This window comes from Brevibacterium luteolum (genome assembly GCF_013004595.1).
GTDB classification, from domain to species: Bacteria; Actinomycetota; Actinomycetes; order Actinomycetales; family Brevibacteriaceae; genus Brevibacterium; species Brevibacterium luteolum.
Genome location: NZ_JABEMC010000002.1, coordinates 423,077 through 443,885, shown reverse-complemented (window position 1 = coordinate 443,885; position 20,809 = coordinate 423,077). Strand labels below are relative to the sequence as shown.

16 protein-coding genes, 1 tRNA gene and 2 pseudogenes are annotated in these 20,809 nt (G+C 67.5%); 5 read left to right on the top strand and 14 right to left on the bottom strand.

The genetic code is table 11. From position 1 onward, the window contains the following. From HLA91_RS05500 to HLA91_RS05490, 3 genes and pseudogenes are all read left to right on the top strand, one after another. Positions 1–1,357: pseudogene (locus tag HLA91_RS05500) on the top strand (hypothetical protein); the annotation flags it as partial. 67 nt (positions 1,358–1,424) lie between these two features. Next, the gene (locus HLA91_RS05495; RefSeq protein WP_170273863.1) at positions 1,425–2,084 is read left to right on the top strand and encodes a biliverdin-producing heme oxygenase; all 660 of its coding nucleotides are present in this window, start codon (positions 1,425–1,427) and stop codon (positions 2,082–2,084) included. Between the two features lie 58 nt (positions 2,085–2,142). Next, positions 2,143–2,895, top strand: coding sequence for a sulfite exporter TauE/SafE family protein (locus HLA91_RS05490; RefSeq protein WP_170273862.1), 753 nt, complete (start codon positions 2,143–2,145; stop codon positions 2,893–2,895). 142 nt (positions 2,896–3,037) lie between these two features. Here the strand turns inward: HLA91_RS05490 and HLA91_RS05485 are convergent, their stop codons facing one another. The 10 genes from HLA91_RS05485 to HLA91_RS05440 all read right to left on the bottom strand — a co-directional run bounded on the left by HLA91_RS05485 (position 3,038) and on the right by HLA91_RS05440 (position 15,935). Next, positions 3,038–4,720: an alanine/glycine:cation symporter family protein gene (locus tag HLA91_RS05485; protein ID WP_170273861.1), complete on the bottom strand. Its 1,683-nt coding sequence runs from the start codon at positions 4,718–4,720 to the stop codon at positions 3,038–3,040. Positions 4,721–4,965: 245 nt separating this feature from the next. Further along, complete coding sequence (locus tag HLA91_RS05480) at positions 4,966–5,700, bottom strand: type 1 glutamine amidotransferase (protein WP_170273860.1); 735 nt, start codon at positions 5,698–5,700, stop codon at positions 4,966–4,968. A gap of 145 nt (positions 5,701–5,845) precedes the next feature. After that, positions 5,846–7,222 (bottom strand): NAD-dependent succinate-semialdehyde dehydrogenase, encoded by a 1,377-nt coding sequence (locus HLA91_RS05475; protein ID WP_170273859.1) that lies wholly within the window; start codon positions 7,220–7,222, stop codon positions 5,846–5,848. 86 nt (positions 7,223–7,308) lie between these two features. Further along, positions 7,309–8,754, bottom strand: a complete 1,446-nt coding sequence (locus tag HLA91_RS05470; protein WP_170273858.1) for a TIGR01777 family oxidoreductase — start codon at positions 8,752–8,754, stop codon at positions 7,309–7,311. A gap of 95 nt (positions 8,755–8,849) precedes the next feature. Then, complete coding sequence (locus HLA91_RS05465; RefSeq protein WP_170273857.1) at positions 8,850–10,247, bottom strand: NAD(P)/FAD-dependent oxidoreductase; 1,398 nt, start codon at positions 10,245–10,247, stop codon at positions 8,850–8,852. Positions 10,248–10,249: 2 nt separating this feature from the next. Then, on the bottom strand, positions 10,250–11,092 hold the full coding sequence (locus tag HLA91_RS05460; protein ID WP_170273856.1) for an ABC transporter permease: 843 nt from the start codon (positions 11,090–11,092) through the stop codon (positions 10,250–10,252). Then, positions 11,089–12,018 (bottom strand): ABC transporter permease, encoded by a 930-nt coding sequence (locus HLA91_RS05455; RefSeq protein ID WP_170273855.1) that lies wholly within the window; start codon positions 12,016–12,018, stop codon positions 11,089–11,091. The genes HLA91_RS05460 and HLA91_RS05455 overlap by 4 nt, the downstream gene beginning before the upstream one ends. After that, the gene (locus tag HLA91_RS05450) at positions 12,015–13,202 is read right to left on the bottom strand and encodes a polyamine ABC transporter substrate-binding protein (RefSeq protein ID WP_170273854.1); all 1,188 of its coding nucleotides are present in this window, start codon (positions 13,200–13,202) and stop codon (positions 12,015–12,017) included. Before HLA91_RS05450 ends, HLA91_RS05455 begins: the two co-directional genes overlap by 4 nt. Continuing rightward, positions 13,195–14,448, bottom strand: coding sequence for an ABC transporter ATP-binding protein (locus tag HLA91_RS05445; RefSeq protein WP_170273853.1), 1,254 nt, complete (start codon positions 14,446–14,448; stop codon positions 13,195–13,197). Before HLA91_RS05445 ends, HLA91_RS05450 begins: the two co-directional genes overlap by 8 nt. Beyond that, positions 14,445–15,935, bottom strand: coding sequence for an aminobutyraldehyde dehydrogenase (locus HLA91_RS05440; protein WP_170273852.1), 1,491 nt, complete (start codon positions 15,933–15,935; stop codon positions 14,445–14,447). Before HLA91_RS05440 ends, HLA91_RS05445 begins: the two co-directional genes overlap by 4 nt. A gap of 225 nt (positions 15,936–16,160) precedes the next feature. Between HLA91_RS05440 and HLA91_RS05435 the strand changes: the two genes are divergently transcribed. After that, positions 16,161–16,631, top strand: a complete 471-nt coding sequence (locus HLA91_RS05435; protein WP_204514230.1) for an Lrp/AsnC family transcriptional regulator — start codon at positions 16,161–16,163, stop codon at positions 16,629–16,631. 15 nt (positions 16,632–16,646) lie between these two features. Continuing rightward, positions 16,647–18,017, top strand: coding sequence for an aspartate aminotransferase family protein (locus tag HLA91_RS05430; protein WP_170273850.1), 1,371 nt, complete (start codon positions 16,647–16,649; stop codon positions 18,015–18,017). Positions 18,018–18,104: 87 nt separating this feature from the next. On the opposite strand, the pseudogene HLA91_RS05425 reads toward HLA91_RS05430, so the two are convergent. The 4 genes and pseudogenes from HLA91_RS05425 to HLA91_RS05415 all read right to left on the bottom strand — a co-directional run. Next, a pseudogene (locus HLA91_RS05425) lies at positions 18,105–18,746 on the bottom strand (amino acid ABC transporter ATP-binding protein); the annotation flags it as partial. Next, positions 18,691–18,819 (bottom strand): hypothetical protein, encoded by a 129-nt coding sequence (locus HLA91_RS14050; RefSeq protein WP_275587921.1) that lies wholly within the window; start codon positions 18,817–18,819, stop codon positions 18,691–18,693. The gene HLA91_RS14050 and the pseudogene HLA91_RS05425, both read right to left, overlap by 56 nt. A gap of 148 nt (positions 18,820–18,967) precedes the next feature. Beyond that, complete coding sequence (locus HLA91_RS05420) at positions 18,968–20,251, bottom strand: metal-dependent hydrolase family protein (protein ID WP_102163219.1); 1,284 nt, start codon at positions 20,249–20,251, stop codon at positions 18,968–18,970. Positions 20,252–20,448: 197 nt separating this feature from the next. After that, positions 20,449–20,532: transfer RNA gene (locus HLA91_RS05415), tRNA-Leu, on the bottom strand. Positions 20,533–20,809 lie beyond the last annotated feature (277 nt).

Here is a 20,809-nt window from a genome sequence, read left to right as displayed (position 1 = left end):
GAAGACCGGACAGGGTTCGGGGTCGTTCCCCAAGAGCTGGGTCGATTTCAACGTCAAGACCGGACAGGCCCAGTACTGGTTCACCTCCGGAGGCGCAGCCGACGCACGCAAACCCGCCACCGAGATCCGCGTGAGCTTCACCGGCACTGCCCCGGACAACCCGCCGCCCGATGACGATCCGACAGATCCCCCGGCTGAGGACCCCGAGCCCAGCCCGCCGCCGAGCCGGAAGCCCGAGGACACCTCGGGAACGGGTGAGGCGACGATGTTCTGGCCGGTCAACGCCGAGACCAGTGCCGGCGGGTTCGCCCCGGGCACCTGCAACTTCATGTCCGCCGGAGTCTCCCCCGACAGCGGCGGAACGAAGGTGTGGGATGCTCCGGGCCGGTTCTACAAGCCCAGCGACGGCAATGTGCGCATTGAGAAGCCCGATCGCTCGGGCACCTTCCACACCGCCACCTGGGAGAACAAATGCGATGACCGCAACGGCAAGCGAGTGGTGGCCAACGACAAGAACTCCCAGCACGAATCGCGTGTCGTCATCGCCAAAGGCGCAGCCGACGCCGGCGACGGCGGCATCACCGCCAGCTGGAAGGGCGGTTTCACGATCGTGTTCTACTCCGGGATGACGTACTGGTCGATCTCCGATCCGCAGTTGAAGGTCGCTGCCGACGGCAGCGGTGAGCTCATCGGCACCGCCTCCGGCTTCGCCGCCGATATGGACGACCTGTCGAAATGGGAGCCGATCACACCCGAGACGATCACGATGGCGACGTTCAGCGGCGTCGACGTCGCCAAGGCGATCGCCGACGGCGGCTTCACCGTCACCCCGGACTTCGCCGGGGTCAGAGCACCGGTGGACAACCAGGATCGCAGCAGCCCCGGATGGGGGTCGTTCCCGGCCAGCTGGGTGAAGTTCAACCAGAAGACCGGCCAGCACTCCTATTGGTACACCTCCGGCGGGATCGCCGATCCGCGCAAACCGGCCGCACCGCTGACGATCGCGCTCACGGCCGACTATCAGCCGCCGGCGGCAGACTATGCCGGAGCCAGCGCCGACGGTGCCGGCGGCACTGCCGACCCCGGTGGGTCGGCCGGACCCGGCGGCGGGTCGGCCGGCGGCCCAGCCGGCGGCGCAGCACCGGCGGGCAAGGCGGCGCCGCCCGCACAGACCGAGGACGTCACGGCGTTCGCCCCCAGCGCGGCTGAGGCGCGGGCTGGCCGCGGGGTCACCGGTCTGAGCTGGCAGGACTGGGCGTTCGGCGGCGGAACCGTGGCAGCCGCGCTGGCCGGAACGTCCGGCATCGGCTGGCTGCTGCGCAGGCGCATCGGCCTCGATCCGGGCACGTGGCGGTGAATCCGCACCTGGCGCCCAAGCAGTCCACCGACCCCGCTGCCGCCCTCACCGAAACCAAGGAGACATCATGACGACCACCACCCCCACCTCGGGAACGGCGACCTTCTCCCAGCGACTGCGCGAGGAGACGATGCGCCCGCACCGCGCGGCCGAATCCGAGCGCTTCATCGTCGAGCTCATGGCCGGCCGGCTCGACCGTGATGCGTACTGCTCGCTGCTCGAGCAGTACGCGGTGCTGTATCCGATGCTCGAAGTCAGCGTCCGCGAGCACACCGGCGACGGACTGCTGGCCGCTTTCGACCATCCGGGTCTGGCCCGCACCGAGGCGATCAACGCCGACCTCGATGCGCTCTGCGGCGCCGATCGGCTGCCGCCCCTGGCGCTGCCGGCGACCCGCGCGCTGGCGGAGCGGATCGGCTCCGGGCTGCCGGCCGAACGGCTGCTGGCCCACCACTACCTGCGCTACCTCGGCGATCTCTCCGGCGGTCTGGCGATCGGGCGGCTTGTCAGCCGGCACTACGGAATCGGGCCGGAGGCGCTGTCGATGTGGAGCTTCGCCGGGATCGACAAGCCCAAGCTGTTCAAGGACGCCTACCGGGCCAGTCTGGATGCCGCGCCGTTGAGTCCGGTGCAGCAGGATGCGCTCATCGATGAGGCGGCGATCGGCTACCGGATGAACCAGGCGATCTTCCGCGAACTCGGGGAGCTGTACGAGTTCCCAGCCTGAGCGCGCTGGCCGCCGCAGGTGAGCCCGCCGGTGGGGCGGCTGCCATTAGGATTGCCGCATGACCCTGGGCATCGTGGCAGCGACCCTCGCTGCCGTCTTCCTCGGCGCCACCCTGCAGCGGCTGTCGGGAACCGGCGTCGGCCTCGTCGTCGCCCCGGTGCTGGCGCTGCTCATGGGCCCGGCGCTGGGGGTGTTCATGGCGAATGCGACGACGATGCTCTCCGGCACCATCATCATGCTCGCCGTTCTCAAGGACGTCGACTGGCGCCGCTACCTCATCTTCCTCCCTGCCGGGATCCTCGGCGCGATCCCAGCCGCCCTGCTCGTCCGCGAGCTCTCAGCGGCCTGGCTCAACATCGTCATCGGCCTCGTCGTGCTCGCTGCCCTCGCCCTGACCTTCGGAACCCCGCGCGTTCCGCACATCCGCTCTGGCTGGCTCGCCGCCGCCGGCGGGGCAGCCGGTGCGTTCCTCAACACCTCAGCAGGCGTTGCCGCGCCCGGCATGGTCATCTACGCGAAATTCGCGCGCTGGCCGCAGCGTTCGTTCGCCGCGACGATGCAGCCGACGTTCGCGACCTTCGGGGCGCTGTCGGTCGGCTCGAAGCTCGCAGTCGGGGCGATGGCGATCTCCCAGCTGCCGCCGTGGTGGATCTTCCCGGTCATCTTCGCCGCCGTGGGCCTGGGCATCATCGCCGGCGGCCGGCTCGCCAGGCTCGTGACCGCCGAGGCGGCCCGCAGGCTGGCGATCTCGCTCGCCGGCGCCGGGGCCGCCGTCGCGCTCGTGCGCGGGCTTGTCATGCTCGCCGGCTGAACCGCCGCAGGTGAGGCGGTCGGAGCCGCGCCGACGCATCCGTGCCGGTGCGCCAAGGTCTCCGTGCCGGTGCGTGAATGCCGCAGGCGGGCAGACGCTCCCTCGTCTGCCCGCCTGATGTGCGGTTTCAGCTGAGTGCGGCTCAGATCTTCCGGTCGGGGTCGTCGAGCGCGTCGACGTCGACTCCGCGCTTGCGCTGGGCGCTGCGGAAGCCCGTGCGCACGCGCTTGCGGTGCTCGCGGGCCTTGTGGCGGCGGGTCTTCTCCCGCTCGACCTGCTCAGGGGTGGGCTCGTGGTCACGCAGACCGACCTGCAGGTCCTCGGGCACCTCGCGCATGGTGCCGACGACGGCCTTCTTCTTGTGCCGCAGGATCTCCAGGCGCACGAGCTTGGACAGGAAGTACAGGCCCAGCAGGTTCGGCACGGCCATGAGGAACAGGGTCGCATCGGAGAAGGCGACGACGCTGTCGAGCGAGACGGCCGAACCGACGACGACGGCAGCGACCCACACGAACTGGAAGATCTTGTCGGCCACAGCCGAGTTCTTCGTCAGGTAGCCCAGCGCCTTCTGTCCGTAGTAGGCGTAGGACAGCACCGTCGAGAAGCCGAAGAGCACCACGGCAACGGTCAGCAGGTACGGGAACCACGCCGAGACGGTTGCGAACGCCTGGCTGGTCAGCGCCACACCGGCACCGGTGGAGCCGTCACCGGCATCAGCCTGGTAGAGACCGGTGGTGATGATCGCCAGGGCGGTGAGCGTACAGATGATGACGGAGTCGACCAGCGGCTCCCACATCGCGGTGAAGCCCTCAGTGGCCGGCTCATCGGTCTTGACCGCCGAGTGGGCCATGCCGGCGGTGCCGACACCGCCGACGTTGGAGAACAGCGCACGCTGGATGCCGACGATCGCCACACCGACGATGCCGCCGGTCACGCCCTCACCGGTGAAGGCGCCTTCGATCATGAGCCAGAAGGCGTGCGGGATGGCGGTGACGTTCATCGCGAGGATGATGAGCACACTTGCGGTGTAGAGGATCGCCATCGCCGGGGTGATCGCCGAGGTCCATTCGGCGATCTTCTTGATGCCGCCGATGATGACGAAGCCGGCCACGAGCGCCATGACGAGGCCGATGAGCCACAGCTTGTCGGCCAGGAAGCTGGAGTCACCGCCGGTGGAGTCGACGATGATCGCTGCGACCTGGTTGGCCTGGAACAGGTTGCCGGCGCCGAACACACCGATGAGGGTGGTGAGGGCGTAGAACACAGCGAGGAACTTGCCCAGCCGCGGCCAGCCGACCTCGGCCAGGCCCTCACACAGGTAGTACATCGGCCCGCCCGAGGTGGTGCCGTCACCGGCGATCTGGCGGTACTTCACACCGAGGGTCGCCTCAGCCATCTTCATCGACATGGCGAGCAGACCGAAGATGATGATCCACAGTGCCGCACCCGGCCCGCCGATCGTGATCGCCACGGCCACACCGGCGATGTTGCCCAGCCCGACGGTGCCGGAGAGCTCGGTGGCCAGGGCCTGGAAGGACGAAACCTCACCGGGGTCGGTCTTGCGGGTGAACTTGCCGCGGATGACCTTGAGGGAGTGCCCCAGTCCGGTGATCGGCTGGAAGCGCAGGAAGACCGTGAGGAAGATCGCTCCGACCATGAGCCACACGACGATGATCGGCAGTCCGACGCCGAAGATCGGAATCTCGTAGAAGACGATGAATGACAGCCATTCGGCGAATGGGGCGAAGAGACCGTCGATGAACTGGTCAACGGAGGAGCTGGACTGGTCAGCCGCTCCGGCGAGAACGGCAGGTGGAGCAATCATATTCATGTTGTCGGGCGCGTGGTAGACGTACGGCCAAAGGGTCGGTTCGGCTGCGGCGCCAGTGTGCAGAGTAACAACTCAGTCATTGCCAATCCAATGCTCAGAGTCAAAACGTCACCGCTTCGTGACGCGGAATGCGGCAGTTTCAGGACTGGCCGGGTTCATCTGCGGCGTTCCGCTGGACCCGTCACCCCCGCCGTTCCACCGCTGCGGCAGCACCGCCGTCATCGGCTGCGCAGCGGTGATCACCTGCGCAGATAGTCGACGAACGCCGCCGCCAGCGGGGCCATTGCGGCCTCCACCTCGGGCTCGGCGTTCGCAATCTCCGCAAGCACCTGCTCGCGTGCCCTGCCGCACCACACCGGCATCGACACGTGCTGCCCCCAGCTGCGCGCCTGCGATCCCGTGGTTTCGGGATGGAACTGGGTGCCCCACGCCTGACCGATCCGGAACGCCTGCACAGGTGCGTCGGTGCCGTCGACGAGGTGGACCGCGCCCGGCGGCAGGCCCATCTCCTCCTGGTGCCACAGGACCACAGGCGCCGAGGCGGGCATCGCTGAGAAGACCGGGTCGTCTGCGGCTTCGGGCCGGGCGGCGACGATGTACGCCCCGACCTGCGGGACGCGGCGGCGGCGCAGCTGCCCGCCGGTGGCTGCGGCGAGCAGCTCGCCGCCCAGGCAGATGTTGAAGCTGGGGAATGCACCTTCGGCTGAGGCGGCGAGCAGGCTGCGCACATGCGGGAACCACGGGTTGTCCTCATCATCGAGCGGGCCGGCGGCTCCGCCGAGGACGATGAGGGCGTCGTAGGCGGCGCGCAGCGCAGCGGCATCGGCAGGCAGCGACGGGCCGGGGTCGGCATGTTCGGACCCGAGGTAGGGGCGGGCGACGATGAGCTCGGCACCTGCGCGTTCGAGCCAGTCGCCGAAGCGCCGGGCATCCGTGCCGGCTTCGTGTTCGATGACGAGGATCCGCAGTGACATGTCTCCACAGTAGCGCCCGGGGCAGCATTCATCGGCAGGTCGTGGGCACCCTTCTGACGTCAGCCGGCCGGCAGCGCAGACGGGGCTCCCCTCCAGATGAAGGGGAGCCCCGCTGGCAGTTCAGCTCAGCGCTGTGCCGCAGAGATCACTCGGCGACGTAGTACATGCGCTTGTTGACGAACTCGTCCATGCCCAGCGGGCCGAGTTCGCGGCCGAAGCCGGAGCGCTTGACGCCGCCGAAGGGCACCTCGGCGCCCTCCCCGGCTGGGGTGTTGACGTTCGACATGCCGACGTCGAGCTGCTGGGCGATCTTCTCCGCCCGGGCCTTGTCCTTGGAGAACACCGCGCCGCCGAGCCCGAAGTCGGTGTCGTTGGCCAGCGTGAGCGCCTCCTCATCAGAGGACACCTTGTACACGACGGCGACGGGTCCGAAGAGCTCCTCGCGGTAGGCCTCCATGTCGCTGGTGACATCGGTGATGACGGTCGGTGCGTAGTAGGCGCCGTCGCCGCGCGTGCCGCCGGCGCGCAGCGTCGCGCCGTCCTTGACGGCCTGCTGGACCTGCGCATCGAGCCGATCAGCGGCCTCCTTCGACGACAGCGGCGTGTAGGTTGTCTCGTAGTCATCGCCCGGCCCGCCGGGTCTCATGCCCTCAGCGAGGCTCGTGAGCTCGGAGACGAACTCGTCGTAGATGTCGTCCATGACGATCATCCGCTTGTTCGAGTTGCAGGCCTGGCCGGTGTTGTACATCCGGGTCTCCCAGGCGGTCTTCGCCGCTTCCTTGACGTCATCGGTGTCGAGGATGACGTACGGGTCGGAACCGCCGAGTTCGAGCACGGCCTTCTTCAGGTGCTTGCCGGCCAGCGCACCGACGACGGAGCCGGCCCGTTCGGAGCCGGTCAGCGAGACGCCCTGCACGCGCGGGTCGGCGATGATCTCGGCGATCTGGTCGTGGCTGGCGAAGAGGTTGTTGTACACGCCTGCCGGCACGCCAGCGTCGTCCATGATCTGCTGGATCGCCTGGGCTGAGCGCGGGCAGATCTCGGCGTGTTTGAGGATGATGGTGTTGCCGAGCATGAAGTTCGGGGCGGCGAAGCGGGCGACCTGGTAGTAGGGGAAGTTCCAGGGCATGATGCCCAGCAGCACACCGATCGGGCGGCGTTCGACGTAGGCCTTGCCCTCGGAGAAGGTCGGGATCTCCTGGTCAGCGGCCAGCGTGGGGCCGTTGTCGGCGAAGTAGTTGAAGATGTCGGTGCAGTATTCGGCTTCCTCAACGCCTTCGGGCAACGGTTTGCCCATTTCGTCGGCGATGATCTGGGCGAGCTCGTCCTTGCGCTCGGTGAAGAGCTCGGCAACGCGCTTGACGATTTTCCCGCGCTCCTCGATCGGCATCTCGCGCCACGACTGGTAGGCGGTGTGGGCGCGGTCGAGGGCGGTGTCGACGTCGGCCTGGCTGGCGGTGTCGAAGGTCTCGACGATCTCGCCGGTGGCGGGATTCTGCACGCGGTATCCTGCGCTGCTCATGGGGTGTCCTTTCTGTTCGGCCGCGCCCGAGGTGCCGGGCGCGTGGATCTGTCGGGGTCGGGTGAAATGGGCTGAAGGTGGTCGAGTCAAGTGCCGGTGTGGTCGGTGTCGGGAAAGCCGAGGGCGTCGGCCATCGCCTGCCGGATCTCCGGGTACCGGAACCGGTAGCCGAGCTCGTCGAGCCGGGTGGGCACCACCCGCTGGTCGGCGAGCACGAGCTCCTGGGCCGCCTGCTTGCCCAGCAGCATCTCGGGACCCAGGCGCGGAGTCGGCACAAGCGCCGGCATCGAGGCCAGCCCGGCGAGCGCCTGAGCGAACTCGGCCTGGCGCACCGGCTGTGGGGCCGCGGCGTTGACCGGCCCGCTCATGGTCGGGTCGACGGCGGCACGGGCGTAGATGCGGGCGATGTCGTCGAGCGAGATCCACGACATCCACTGCTGGCCGGTGCCGATCCGCCCGCCGAGGCCGCAGAGGTACAGCGGCAGCTGCAGGCGCAGCGGTCCTGACAGGGCGGTGAGCACCTGGGCGGTGCGCACCGACACCCAGCGCACGCCGAGCGCTTCGGCCTTCGCAGCCTCTTCTTCCCAGGCACGGCACACCTCGGCGAGGAACCCGCCGCCGGAACCGGCGTCTTCGCTGAGCTCTTCGTCGCCGCGGTCGTAGCCGTAGTAGCCGATCGCCGAGGCGCAGATGAACGCCTCGGGTCGGCGGGTCTCCGACAGCTGCTCCATGGTGAGCACGATGAGCTTCGTCGAATCGCGCCGCGAGCGCATGATCCGATCCTTGGCCGCCGGTGAGAAGCGGGTGCCGATGGTCGCGCCGCCTAGGTGGATGACGACGTCGGCCCAGGCGAGTGCGTTGGGGTCGAGGATGCCGAGGTCGGGGTTCCATTTGACCTCGGAGTCCTTCCACGGGGTGTCGCGCACCAGTGTGCGCACCTCGTGTCCACCGGTCGACAGGAGGGCGGCGACCTGTGAGCCGACGGTGCCTGAGGCACCAGCAATGAGGACCTTCTTCCGCTCCGGCCCGCCGATCGCGGTGAGCTCATCCTGGTAGGCGAGATCGGCGAGCAGCCGTTCGCTGCGGGCGTTGAAGATCGCCCGCAGCGTCGGTTCCATCGCGGCCGCGTCGATCTCGGTCGCGCCGGGCAGGATGCCGGGAGCGAAGCTGTAGTCGATGTGGTCGTCGATCCGGGTGAAGGCCGAGCCGACGGATTCAGCGCCGGTCACCTCGGTGAAGGTGTGGGTGTGCTCCCAGGAGCTCAGCGGACCCCGCACCTGCCGGTCGATGAAGGAGTGCTCACTCGGCCCGGCGGCGTGTTCGACGGAGAAGGGGGTGCGCACGAGCCCGTGCGTGCCGGGCAGGGTGATCTTCATCGACGCCTGCGAGCCCGGCGTCAGGGGCTCGGCCTCCTGTTCGATCTGCATCGCCCATTCCGGGCTCAGCCGGGTCAGCGCCCCGGGCCGTCGATGCCAATCGAAGACGGTGTGCAGAGGATGCGGAACGACCAGCGAACTCGTGAAGACTGCCATAGTCCTACTCTCTCAGGAGAACCTGGCAGCCAGCACAGTCCCGGCGGACCCAGCCGCGGCGGACCCCGCCGTGGCCGACCCAGTCGCGGCGGATGCTATGAGTCAAAGCCGACCCCGAATGCGTCGAGCGTCTTGAGCAGCGGGCCGCGCCTGCCTTCGTTCTCGTCGGACTTGATGAGCGCGCGGGTCGTCATCTTCGCTCCGGCCCACATGAACGGCTCAGGTGGGAACGGCAGCGGCTTCTTCTTCACCATCTCCAGTTCGGTCAGCTCAGTCGGCTCACCGGTGAGCAGATCGAGCATGACGGTACCGGCGAACCGGGAGGCCCCGACGCCGAGGCCGGTGAACCCGGCGGCGTAGGCGACCTTGCCCGCATAGGCGGTGTCGAAGAAGGAGAAGAACCGAGTGCAGGTGTCGATCGCCCCGCCCCAGGCGTGGGTGAAGCGGATGCCGGTGGCCTGCGGGAAGGTCTCGAAGAAGTGCCGGGCGAGAGTTTCGAAGGTCTCCTGCCGGGTGTCGAAGCGACTGGAGACGCGCCGACCGTAGTAGTACACGGCGTCCCAGCCGCCGAACAGGATCCGGCCGTCGACGGTGCGCCGGTAGTAGTGGAACCGGTTGGCCGAGTCGGCCAGGCCCTCCCTGCCGTTCCAGCCGATCGCCGCCCACTGCTCATCGCTGAGCGGTTCGGTCATGAGTGCGTAGTCGTATACCGGTGCGGTGTGCCATTTGACCCGCTTGAGCAGTGCGGGGAACGCGTTCGTGCCGAGTGCTGCGCGCCCGGCGGTGAGTGTGCCGGCGTCAGTGGTCAGCGTGACGGTGTCCCCGCTGTCGGTGAGCCTGCGCACGATGGTGTTCTCGTACACTTCGACGCCGAGCTCACGGCAGACGCGCAGCAGCTCCCAGCACAGTCTGGCCGGGTTGATGATCGCGCACTCCCGATCAAGCCGCAGCCCGCCCAGATAGGTCGGGGAGTCGATGCGCTCGCGCAGCTCCTCGCCGTCGAGGTAGACCTCGCCTTCTTCCGGATTGTGCGCCTGACGCAGGCTGGGGATCTGGTAGTCCTCGGTGGCGATCTGGATGAGCCCGGAGCGCTCGAAGTCGCAGTCGAGCCCGTAGCGGGCGACAGCATCTTCGATCGCGTCGAGGTTCTCGTAGCCGAGCCGGCTGAGCTCGTCGTTCTCCTCCGGCAGGTGCTTGACGCCGTTCTCGTGGCCATGGGTGAGGCTGGCTTCGCAGAACCCGCCGTTGCGCCCGGAGGCGGCCCAGCCGATACGGCCGCCTTCCAGCAGCACGACGTGCCGACCGGGGTCGCGCTCCTTGGCCTGCAGGGCCGTCCACAGACCGGTGAACCCGCCGCCGACGACGGCGAGATCGCAGGTGCGGTCTCCGACTAGGGCGGGGCCCGCCTCGGGCCTGGCGGGGTCATCGAGCCAGTATGGGACGTGCGAGACGCCGGCGAGGCTCGAGGAGATCATCTCAGGGGTGATGGACATGGCTACCTCACGATGGTTTTGACGATGTCGGTGGATGATTCGCCCGAGCGGCGCAGCACGAGGCCGACAAGTGCGAGGGCGATGAGGGTCAGCAGCAGCATCACCGTCGAGATCGCGGCGACCTCTGGGCGCAGCGCCACGCGCACGGCGGAGAAGATGTAGACCGGCCAGGGCGTGTAGCCGGGCTGCTGGACGAAGCTGGAGAGGATCGTGTTGTCGAGGCTGAGGGTGAACGACATGAGCGCACCGGCCATCACGCCGGGGGCGGCGATCGGCAGGGTGACCCGGCGGAAGGTCGTCCACGGGGTCGCCCCGAGGTCGGCGCTGGCCTCCTGCAGGGAGGTGTCGACGCCGGCCATGCGGGCGCGGACGATGAAGGTCACGACGGCCACGGAGAACATCGCATGGGACACGATGAGGCGCACAAGCCCGTTGTTGAACCAGGTGAGGTCCGCGTCCACGCCGAGGGTGACGAACCACGGCAGGAACGAGATGCCGTCGACGATCTCCGGGGTCACGAGCGTGGTCGCCAGCAGTCCGGTCAGGCCGAGGGCCCACCAGGTGCCGAGCCTGGCGCGGGCGAGCGCGATGCCGCCGAGGGTGCCGAGCACGGTGGCCAGCAGCGCAGAGCCGACGGCGGCCTGCAGGCTGGTGATGACCGAGGAGACGATGACGTCGTTGTTGATGCCCGAGATGTAGGCGTCGAAGCCGAATCCCTGCCAGGAGGCGAGGATGCGCCCGGTGTTGAAGGAGTAGGCGACGATGACGGCGATCGGGGCGAAGAGGTAGATGAAGACGAGCACACCCCACAGGGTGAACCCGAGGTCGCGGGCCTGACGTCTCATGCGCGGCTCCCTTCGCTCACGGCCGGCTCGGGCGGGGTGATGCGCACCGAGTTCAGCCTCTCCATCAGTGAGCGCAGCCCCCACAGCAGCAGCCCGCCGAGCGCGACGACGATAAGGGTGGCGAGCATGAGGATGACGGCCATCGCCGCGCCGAGTGCCCAGTTCTGGGCGGTGTTGAACTGGTTGGCGATAAGCTGGCCGGCCATCGAGCCGCTCGCTCCGCCGAGCACGGTGGCGGTGACGTAGTCGCCGTTGAGCGGGATGAACACGAGCAGGCAGCCGGAGACCACGCCGGGCATGGCCAGCGGCAGGGTGACGGTGAAGAAGGTCTTCCAGGGTCCGGCGCCGAGGTCGTAGCTGGCTTCGCGCAGGTGCCGTCCGGCTGCGTCCATGGCCACGAACAGCGGCAGGATCATGAGCGGCAGGTAGTTGTAGACCACGCCGATCTGCACGGCGGTGCGGGTGTAGAGGATGTCGAGGCCTCCGTCGGATAAGCCGATGGCCTGGAGGGTCTTGGAGACGAAGCCCTCGTTGGAGAGCATGATCTGCCAGCCGAGGGTGCGCACGAGGAAGTTCGTCCAGAACGGCACCATCACCAGCGCCAGCAGCAGTCCGCGCCGTTCGGGCCGGACTTTGACGGCCAGCCAGTAGGCGAACGGGATGGAGATGAGCAGGCAGATGATGGTGCCGACGATCGAGATCCGCAAAGTGGCGAGGAACGTCGCCAGGGATGAGGAGGTCAAGGCTTCGGAGTAGCGGTCGAAGCTCAGCTGCTCCATCGACACGGTGGTGAATTCGTCGGGCTTGTACCCGAAGCTGTACCAGAGTACGAGGGCGACGGGGATGACGAAGAAGAACACGACGTAGGCCCAGGTGGGGAACGCGAGCGCTCCGGGGCCGAGGATGCGGGCGGCGAAGCGCTTCATGCTGAACTCCTCGTCTGTGCGGCGGTGTAGATCTCAACCCGCGGCTGGATGCCGGCCCCTTCTTCGGAGGGCACGAGCCGGTCGAGGATCTCCTGTTCGGGGAAGATGATGTCGGGGAAGTCGAAGTCGGCGGCTTCCTCCTTCAGGCCCTGGGTGCCGACGTGGTAGCCGATGTAGTCGACGTTGCGCAGCGCGGCGTCAGGGCTGATCATGTGGTTGATGAAGGCGTAGGCGGCATCCGGGTGCGGGGCGCCGGTGGCCAGGCACCAGTTGTCCATCCACAGGTTGGCGACCGGGGTCGGGAAGACGAACTGCCACCGGTCCGGGTCATCGGATTCGAGCAGTCCCTGCCGGGCGTCGCCGTTGAAGGCGTGCAGCAGGCTCAGCCCGCCCTGGGTCATGCCCTGGGCGGCGTTGCCCATATAGGCGCGCACATGCGGGGCGATGTCGTCGACGACGATCGTCTTGGCTTTCTCCAGGATCGCCTCGTCGACGGTGTTGACGTCCTCGCCCATCGAGGCGAGGGCGATCGCGGTGAGCTCCCAGGGGTCTTCGAGGATCGCGGTCGAGCCGGAGGCGTCTGTGCCGGCGGCGTCGATGAAGTCCTGCCAGCTGGTCAGCTCCCGGTCGATGACGGTGCGGTCGTAGACGTAGCCGGTGGTGCCCCAGGCCTTGCAGATCGAGTACCGGTTCTCCGGGTCGAACTCCTGGTGGATGAAGTTCGGGTCCATGTTCGCAAAGTTCGGGATCCGCGTCAGGTCGAGCGGCTGGATGAGGTCGTGTTCGATCATCTGCTGCACCCGCGAGCCGGTCGGCACGACGATGTCGTAGCCGGAGGTGCCGCGGGTGCCGGCGAGTTTGGCCATCAGCTCGTCGTTCGAGCCGTAGGAGTCGACCTGCACGCGCACGCCGGCGGTGTCGCTGAATTCGCTGATGATCTCGGGGTCGTCGTAGTCGCCCCATGAGTACAGGTTGAGCTTCGCCTCGATCTCGCCGTCGGCCGGCGGGGAGCTGGCCATCCGGCCGGTCTGCCCGCAGGCGCTGAGCCCGGCCAGCCCGGCCAGTCCCACGCCGGTGAGGAAGGCCCGCCGGCTCGGACCGGCAGCGCTCAGCAGCTGCCGGCGGATGCGCGGGGCCTCGGAGCGGGGTGCGAGGAAGCGCACGCGGTGGTTGCGCTCAGCCATCGCAGAACACCTGCGCCTGGTTGCGTCCCCATGACAGCCGCACCCGGGCACCGGGCCCGAGGTGGTCGCTCGTGAGTGCCGGGACGCGGGCGAGGACTTCATGGCCGTCGCGCAGCCGGACGATGTACTGCACGACGTCGCCGAGGAAGGACACCCCGACGATCTCGCCGTCGACGGCATCGGTGAGCTCCCTGCTGTCACCGCCGGCCGCACTGCCGCTGCCGGCTCTGCTGTCGCTGCCGCCCCTGCTGTCACCGCTGGCCGTGCTGTCGCTGCCGGCGGTGTCGAGCGGGGTGACGTCGATGATCTCCGGGCGCACGGCCGCCTCAACGGATCCGCCGGGCTTCGCCTCTGGTCCCAGCAGTCCGGCCGGCACGGTGATGAGGGAGCGGGCGGTGCGCAGCACGGCGGTGTCGCCGTCGATCGAGTCGAGGGTGGCGGAGACGAAGTTCTGCTTGCCGATGAAGCCTGCGACGAACCGGTTGGCGGGCCTGGAGTAGATCTCCTCGGCGGTGCCGACCTGCTGGATCTTCCCGGCGTTGAGCACGACGATCCGGTCGCTCATCGCCAGTGCCTCCTCCTGGTCGTGGGTGACGAAGACGAAGGTCATACCGAGTTCGGCGTGCAGGCGCTTGAGCTCGATCTGCATCTCCTCGCGCAGCTTGCGATCGAGTGCCGACATCGGCTCATCGAGCAGCAGCACCTGCGGCCGATTGACCAGCGCCCGGGCGAGGGCGACACGCTGCTGCTGGCCGCCGGAGAGCTGGTCGGGCTTGCGGTCGGCGAACCCGCCCATCTGCACCAGCCGCAGCGCTTCGATGACGCGCTCGCGGATCTCGGTCTTGGGCACGCGCTTCTGCTTGAGCCCATAGGCGACGTTGTCGGACACGCTCATGTGCGGGAACAGAGCGTAGGACTGGAAGACGGTGTTGACCGGCCGGCGGTGAGCCGGCACGCCGACGAGGTCCTGGCCGGAGAGCAGGATGTGCCCGGTGGTCGGCTCCTCGAAGCCGGCGATCATCCGCAGCAGGGTCGTCTTGCCGCAGCCGGAGGGCCCGAGCAGGGACAGGAACTCCCCGGCCTCGACGGTGAGGTCGAGTTCGCTCAGGGCGGTGTGGCTGCCGAAGCGCTTGGTCACCCCGCGGATCTCCAGCTGCCCGGGGCCCTCGCCGCTGTGGCGGGTGCCCGCGGTGCCGGCCCTGGTGCCGGGAGGCTGTGCGGCGGTGGTCTCGGTGTGCGCGCTCATGCCCGCTCCTTGTCGGTGGTGAAGATGATGTCCTGCCAGTCGCGGTGGGCGTCGGGGCTTTCGTCGATGAGGACGTGTTTGACCTGCGTGTACTCCTCGAAGGAGTACTGCGACATGTCCTTGCCGAATCCGGAGGCCTTGTATCCGCCGTGCGGCATCTCGGAGATGACCGGGATGTGCTCGTTGATCCACACGCAGCCGGCTTCGATCTCGGCTGCCGCGCGCAGCGCCCGGCGGGTCGTGGTCGTCCAGGCGCTGGCGGCCAGCCCATAGACGGTGTCGTTGGCCAGTTCGATCGCCTCGTCATCGTCGTCGAAGGGCATGGCCACGAGCACGGGACCGAAGATCTCCTCGCGCCACACCTCGGCCTCGGTGCCGATGCCGGTGATGAGGGTCGGTGCGTAGTAGACGCTCTCCCCCGCGCCCGAGGCGGTGGCTGGGATCGCACCACCGCACCGGATCCGGGCACCGGCCGCGCGGGCGCGCTCAACGAAGCCGGCGACCCGGTCACGGTGCTCGGTGCTGATGAGGGAGCCGAGGCCGGTGGTCGCATCGTCGGGATCGCCGATGATGACGCCGTTCATGAGCTCGGTGACGCGGGTGCAGAAGTCCTCGAAGATGCTGCGGTGGACGATCGCGCGGGTGGCGGCGGTGCAGTCCTGGCCGCCGTTGATGAGGGAGCCGGCGACTGCGCCGCGGGCTGCGGCTTCGACATCGGCGTCGTCGAAGACGACGAACGGGGCCTTACCGCCGAGCTCGAGGTGGACGCGCGCACCCTTGGCTGCGCACATCTCCATGACCTTCCGGCCGACAGCCGTCGAGCCGGTGAAGGAGGTCATGACGACCCGCGCATCGCGCACTAGCGCCTCTCCGGCGCTCTGGCCGTCGCCTGCGATGACGTTGATGACACCGGGAGGGAAGCCGACTTCGGCGGCGACCTCGGCGAGGATGAGCGAGGTTCCCGGTGTCAGTTCGGAGGTCTTGAGCACGATGGTGTTGCCAGCGGCCACAGCGGGGAAGATCTTCCTGGCCGCCATCTGCAGCGGGTAGTTCCACGGGGCGATCGAGCCGATGACGCCGATCGGCTCCCGCCGGGTCATCGACGTGGAGTTCGGCCAGTAGGAGCCTGCGGCCAGTCCGGTGAGCTGGCGGGCGGCGCCGGCGAAGAACCGGGCGTTGTCGATGCTGCCGGGTATATCGAACTCGGTGGCCAGTCGGATCGACTTGCCCGTCTGGGCCGATTCGAGCTCGGCGAGTTCGGCTGCCCGGGCCTCGAGTCCGGCGGCGAGGGCGAAGAGCAGATCGGAGCGCTCGCCGGGTGTGGTGTTCTTCCAGCCGGGGAAGGCCTCGGCGGCTGCGGTGACGGCTGCGTCGACGTCGGCGGGGCTGGCCAGGCGGTAACGGGCGACCTCTGCCCCGGTGGCCGGTGAGCGGCGGACGAACTCCGGTCCTGTGCCGGGGGTGCGCTGCCCGTTGATGACGTGCATGGGTCTTCGAACCTCCGTGTCGGTGGTGCTGAACTGGGGTCCTGCCCCGGCACAGGTGGTGCCGTGGTGTGAGGCGAGGCACATCAGCGTTTCACCAGAGTAACGACACCTCCCCGCAATGTCTACTGATTTCGTACTCCTGGTCACTCTTGCAAACTGTTTTCGCAATCAGATATGGTACGAACCACTGATTGCATTGTTATGGTGAGTTCTGAAGGAGGCGTCATGACCGCTGAGACCCCTGCGCCGGATACGGAGCTCGATGCCAAGTCGAAGGCGATCATCGAGGCCCTTCAGCAGGACGGCAGGCGCAGCTACGCCGAGATCGGCCGCGACATCGGCATGTCCGAGGCGGCCGTGCGCCAGCGGGTTTCCAAGCTCACCGCAGCCGGGGTCATGCAGATCGTGGCCGTCACCTCTCCCCTGCAGCTGGGCTTTCACCGGCAGGCGATGATCGGGGTGAAGGTCAGCGGAGACATCACTGAGACCGCCGAGATCCTCAGCCAGCTGCCGCAGGTCGACTACACCGTCGTCACCGCTGGGGTCTACGACATCCTCATCGAAGTCGTCTGCGCTGATGACGATGAGCTGCTGGCCCTGCTGCGGCAGCTGCGCTCGATCGAGCATGTCGAATCAACCGAGACGATGATGTACCTCAAGCTCTGGGACCAGAAGTACAACTGGGGCACACGCTAGGAAGTGGAGAACCACGTGGAACAGCACAACCTTCAAACCGGCATCCGCGATCACGTGTGGATGCACATGGCCAATCACAAGCACCTCTTCGAGGGCGGCCGCACCCCGGTCATCACCCACGGCGAGGGCCACCACATCTTCGACGACACCGGCAGAAAGCTCATCGACGGTCTCGCCGGACTGTTCGTCGTTCAGGTCGGCCATGGCCGTGAGGAACTCGCCCAGGCCGCCTACGACCAGACGAAGAAGCTCGGCTTCTTCCCCCTGTGGTCCTACACCCACGAACCGGCCATCCAGCTCTCTGAGCGCCTGGCCGGCTACGCCCCCGGTGACCTCAACCGCGTGTTCCTCACCTCCGGCGGCGGCGACTCGGTCGAGTCGGCGCTCAAGCTGGCGAAGAACTACTTCCGGCTCACCGGCAAGCCCGGCAAGCACAAGGTCATCTCCCGCGCCACCGCCTACCACGGCACTCCGCACGGTGCGCTGAGCGTCACCTCCCTGCCGGATCTGCGCAATCAGTTCGCTCCGCTCGTGCCGGGTGCCCACAAGGTGCCGAACACGAACTTCTACCGTGCCGATGACCGCTTCGCCGGTGATGAGAAGGCCTTCGGCCAGTGGGCAGCCGACCGCATCGCGGAGGCCATCGAGTTCGAGGGCGCCGATTCGGTGGCAGCCGTGTTCCTCGAGCCGGTGCAGAACTCCGGCGGCTGCTTCCCGCCGCCGCCGGGCTATTTCGAGCGGGTGCGCGAGATCTGCGATGAGCATGACGTGCTGCTCGTCTCCGATGAGACGATCTGCGCCTTCGGCCGCATCGGTTCGATGTTCGCCTGCAACGACTTCGACTTCGTCCCCGACATCATCACCTGCGCCAAGGGCATCACCTCCGGCTATGCGCCACTGGGTGCGATGATCGCATCGGATCGTCTGTTCGAGCCCTTCGGCAAGGGCGGGGAGACCTTCTACCACGGTTACACCTTCGGCGGTCACCCCGTTGCCTGCCACGTCGCGATGGCCAATCTCGACATCTTCGAAAGCGAAGAGCTCAACACCCGGGTCGCCACGAACGCACCGACGTTCCGCAAGACCCTGGAGAAGCTGCTCGACCTTCCGATCGTCGGCGATGTGCGCGGCGAGGGCTACTTCTACGGCATCGAGCTGGTCAAGGATCAGGCGACGAAGGAGACCTTCACCGCTGAGGAGTGCGAGCGCGTCCTCAAGGGCTTCGTCTCCTCTGCACTGTACGAGCGCGGCCTGTACTGCCGCGCCGATGACCGCGGCGAACCGGTCATCCAGCTCTCCCCGCCGCTGACCTGCGGCCCGGAAGACTTCGAGGAGATGGAGCAGATCATCCGCTCGGTGCTCACCGACGCGTGGGAGCTGATCTGAAGCGCAGATACGAAAGGGTCGGGGCAGCTGCAGGAGCTGCCCCGACCGCCATCACGAGCAGAGTGATTCTGCCGGTGACGTCTGAGTTCACCGAGCGAGGAACTCCCGAGTCCTGGCGTGCTGGGGGTGATCAAGCACGTCTTCAGGTGGCCCCTGCTCAACGATGACACCGCCGTCGATGAAGATCACGCGATCTGCTGCTTCTCTGGCGAACGAGATCTCATGGGTGACGACCACCATCGTCAGTCCTCCGTCGGCTAGTGTGCGCATCGTCGAGAGCACCTCGCCGACGAGCTCGGGGTCGAGAGCCGAGGTCGGCTCGTCGAAGAGCACGAGTGCTGGGTCCATCGCCAATGCGCGAGCGATCGCGACCCGTTGCTGCTGTCCTCCCGAAAGCTGCTCCGGATAGGCCTTCTCTCGCCCAGCCAGCCCGACCAGATCAAGCAACTCCGCAGCACGCCGGTTCGCGGCGCTGCGCTTATGACCCAGGACGCCGACAGGACCTTCAGTGATGTTCTCCAAGACTGTCATGTGCGTGAACAGGTTGAACTGCTGAAACACCATGCCGATTCGGGCGCGCCTCCGTGCCAGTTCTCGCGGAGGGAGCTGATGCAATCGATCCCGTTTGACCGTGTAGCCTACGTCCTCACCCTTAACCAGGATCCGCCCGCCATCAGGCTGCTCCAACAGATTGATGCAACGCAGGAAGGTGGATTTTCCCGACCCCGCACTGAGTGGAGATGAGCTCCCCGACCGCCAGACAGGCGACGAGGGCGATAGCGATGACGATGACGTCGTACATGACACTCCCTTGTGCATACTGCTGTCAGGCTGTCACCGATCGAAACGCCTGGACAATGCAGATTCTCAGCCGACGGGAGCGAAGCACAGATCACAACTGGGAGAGCAGGGGGTGCCGACACAGCGCTGAGCCTGGGTGCCGGAAGGTCTCAGCGCACGCGCCTACCGGCCTGCCACACACCGATGGTGTGCTGGCGGATCTTCTCGGCTCCGCCGTCACGCAGGTCGGTGTCGAAGAGCACAAGGTCAGCTGTCTGACCGGGTGCGATCCGCCCGATGTTCTCGTCATCGAGCAGGCGTGCCGCGACCGAGGTGGCGGAGGCGAGCGCATCGACAGGGGCCATGCCGTTGGCGATCATCAGCTCGATCTCCTCGAGATTCTGCCCGTGCTCGCCGACTCCGGCATCGGTGCCCATCGCGATCTGCACACCGGCCTCGTAGGCGGCGGCGATCGAAGCGGCGTGCGTCTCAGCGACCCGCCGGGCCTTGTCGACGACAGCTGGCGGCAGGGGTGCACCGGCATCGGCGGCGGCGATGACGGACATCGGGGCCTGCAGAGTCGGAACGAGGAAGGTGCCGGCCTCGAGCATCATCTCGATCGACTCGTCGTCGAGGTAGATGCCGTGTTCGATCGAACGAACCCCAGCCCGCAGCGCGTTCTTGATCCCCTCGGTCCCCTGGGCATGGGACATGACATAGGAGCCCTGGGCGTGCGCCTCGGAGACGATGACGGCGATCTCCTCCTCGGTGAACTGTGAGTGCCGGGGATCGTCAGTCGGCGACAGCACCCCGCCGGTCGAGCAGATCTTGATCTGATCGGCGCCAGCGCGCAGGATCTCTCGCACCTTCCGCAGCACCCCCTCAGGCCCGTCGGCGACACCGTCGGGTCGGCCGGGATGGCTGGTGAGCATCGGCATCGAGCAGCCTGAGAGCATCTGCCCGTCACCGTGCCCGCCGGTCTGGGACATGATCGAGATCGCCAGGCGGAGGTCGGGACCGCTGATGAGCCCGGTCTGCAGAGCGTGACGCACTCCGGCGTCGGCGCCGCCGGCATCACGGGCAGTGGTGACCCCGGCCTGCAGGGTGCGCTGCAGGTGGACGACGGACTTGTAGAACTGCAGTGAGAACGGTTCGGTGAAGGCGGTCAGCGATCCCGCATCGGAGAAGCACACATGGACGTGGCAGTCGATGATGCCCGGGGTGAGGGTGTGGCCGTAGGCGTCGATGACCTCGAGGTCGCCGCTGGCAGCATCCGCGCCTGAGGCGGCCGGTGAATCCGCTTCCGCTGCCGAGGCCTCGGTCGCGGTGAGCGACTCGATCACCCCATCGGTAACGCGCACGTCCTGCAGCTGGGGGAGGAAGTCCTCCCCATCGAACACCCGCACTCCGCGCAGCAGCGCCCTGCCCGTCACCGACGCGGACTTCTCCACCATGCGGCACCTCTTTCATCAGCAGACATCGTTGTCATGGTTGCTCACACGCTATCGGGGTGCGTCGCGTGCGGCAAAGAGGATTCTCAGCAGCACGGGACGGACGCGCAGCAGCACGGCGCGCGGAACACGGACCGCCGACGATGCGAAACAGCCCCCCACCGAGGTGTTTCGCCTGGTGAGGGGCTGTTTTCCCAACGTGCGCGAGGGGGGACTTGAACCCCCACGATCTTGCGATCACTGGCACCTGAAGCCAGCGCGTCTACCAATTCCGCCACTCGCGCGAGCAGCACCAGGAAACTCTAACACCCTGCCCGCGGCAGCGCCAATCCGGTGGCGCGGGACACAGCTGATACCGCTCTGCGACGCTGGCCGGAACAACCGGTGACAACCGCAGAGGCCCACCTCAGGCGCGACAGCGGTATGGCATTCTGGGCAGATATTCAGCACAGTCGGCATGTGATTGACAAGGTATCGCGTTAGCATGGAGTGTTGACAGCTCGCACGCTGATCCCTTCAACGTGCACGGAGAACCGACCGCACGACCCGCTGCCGCAGCCC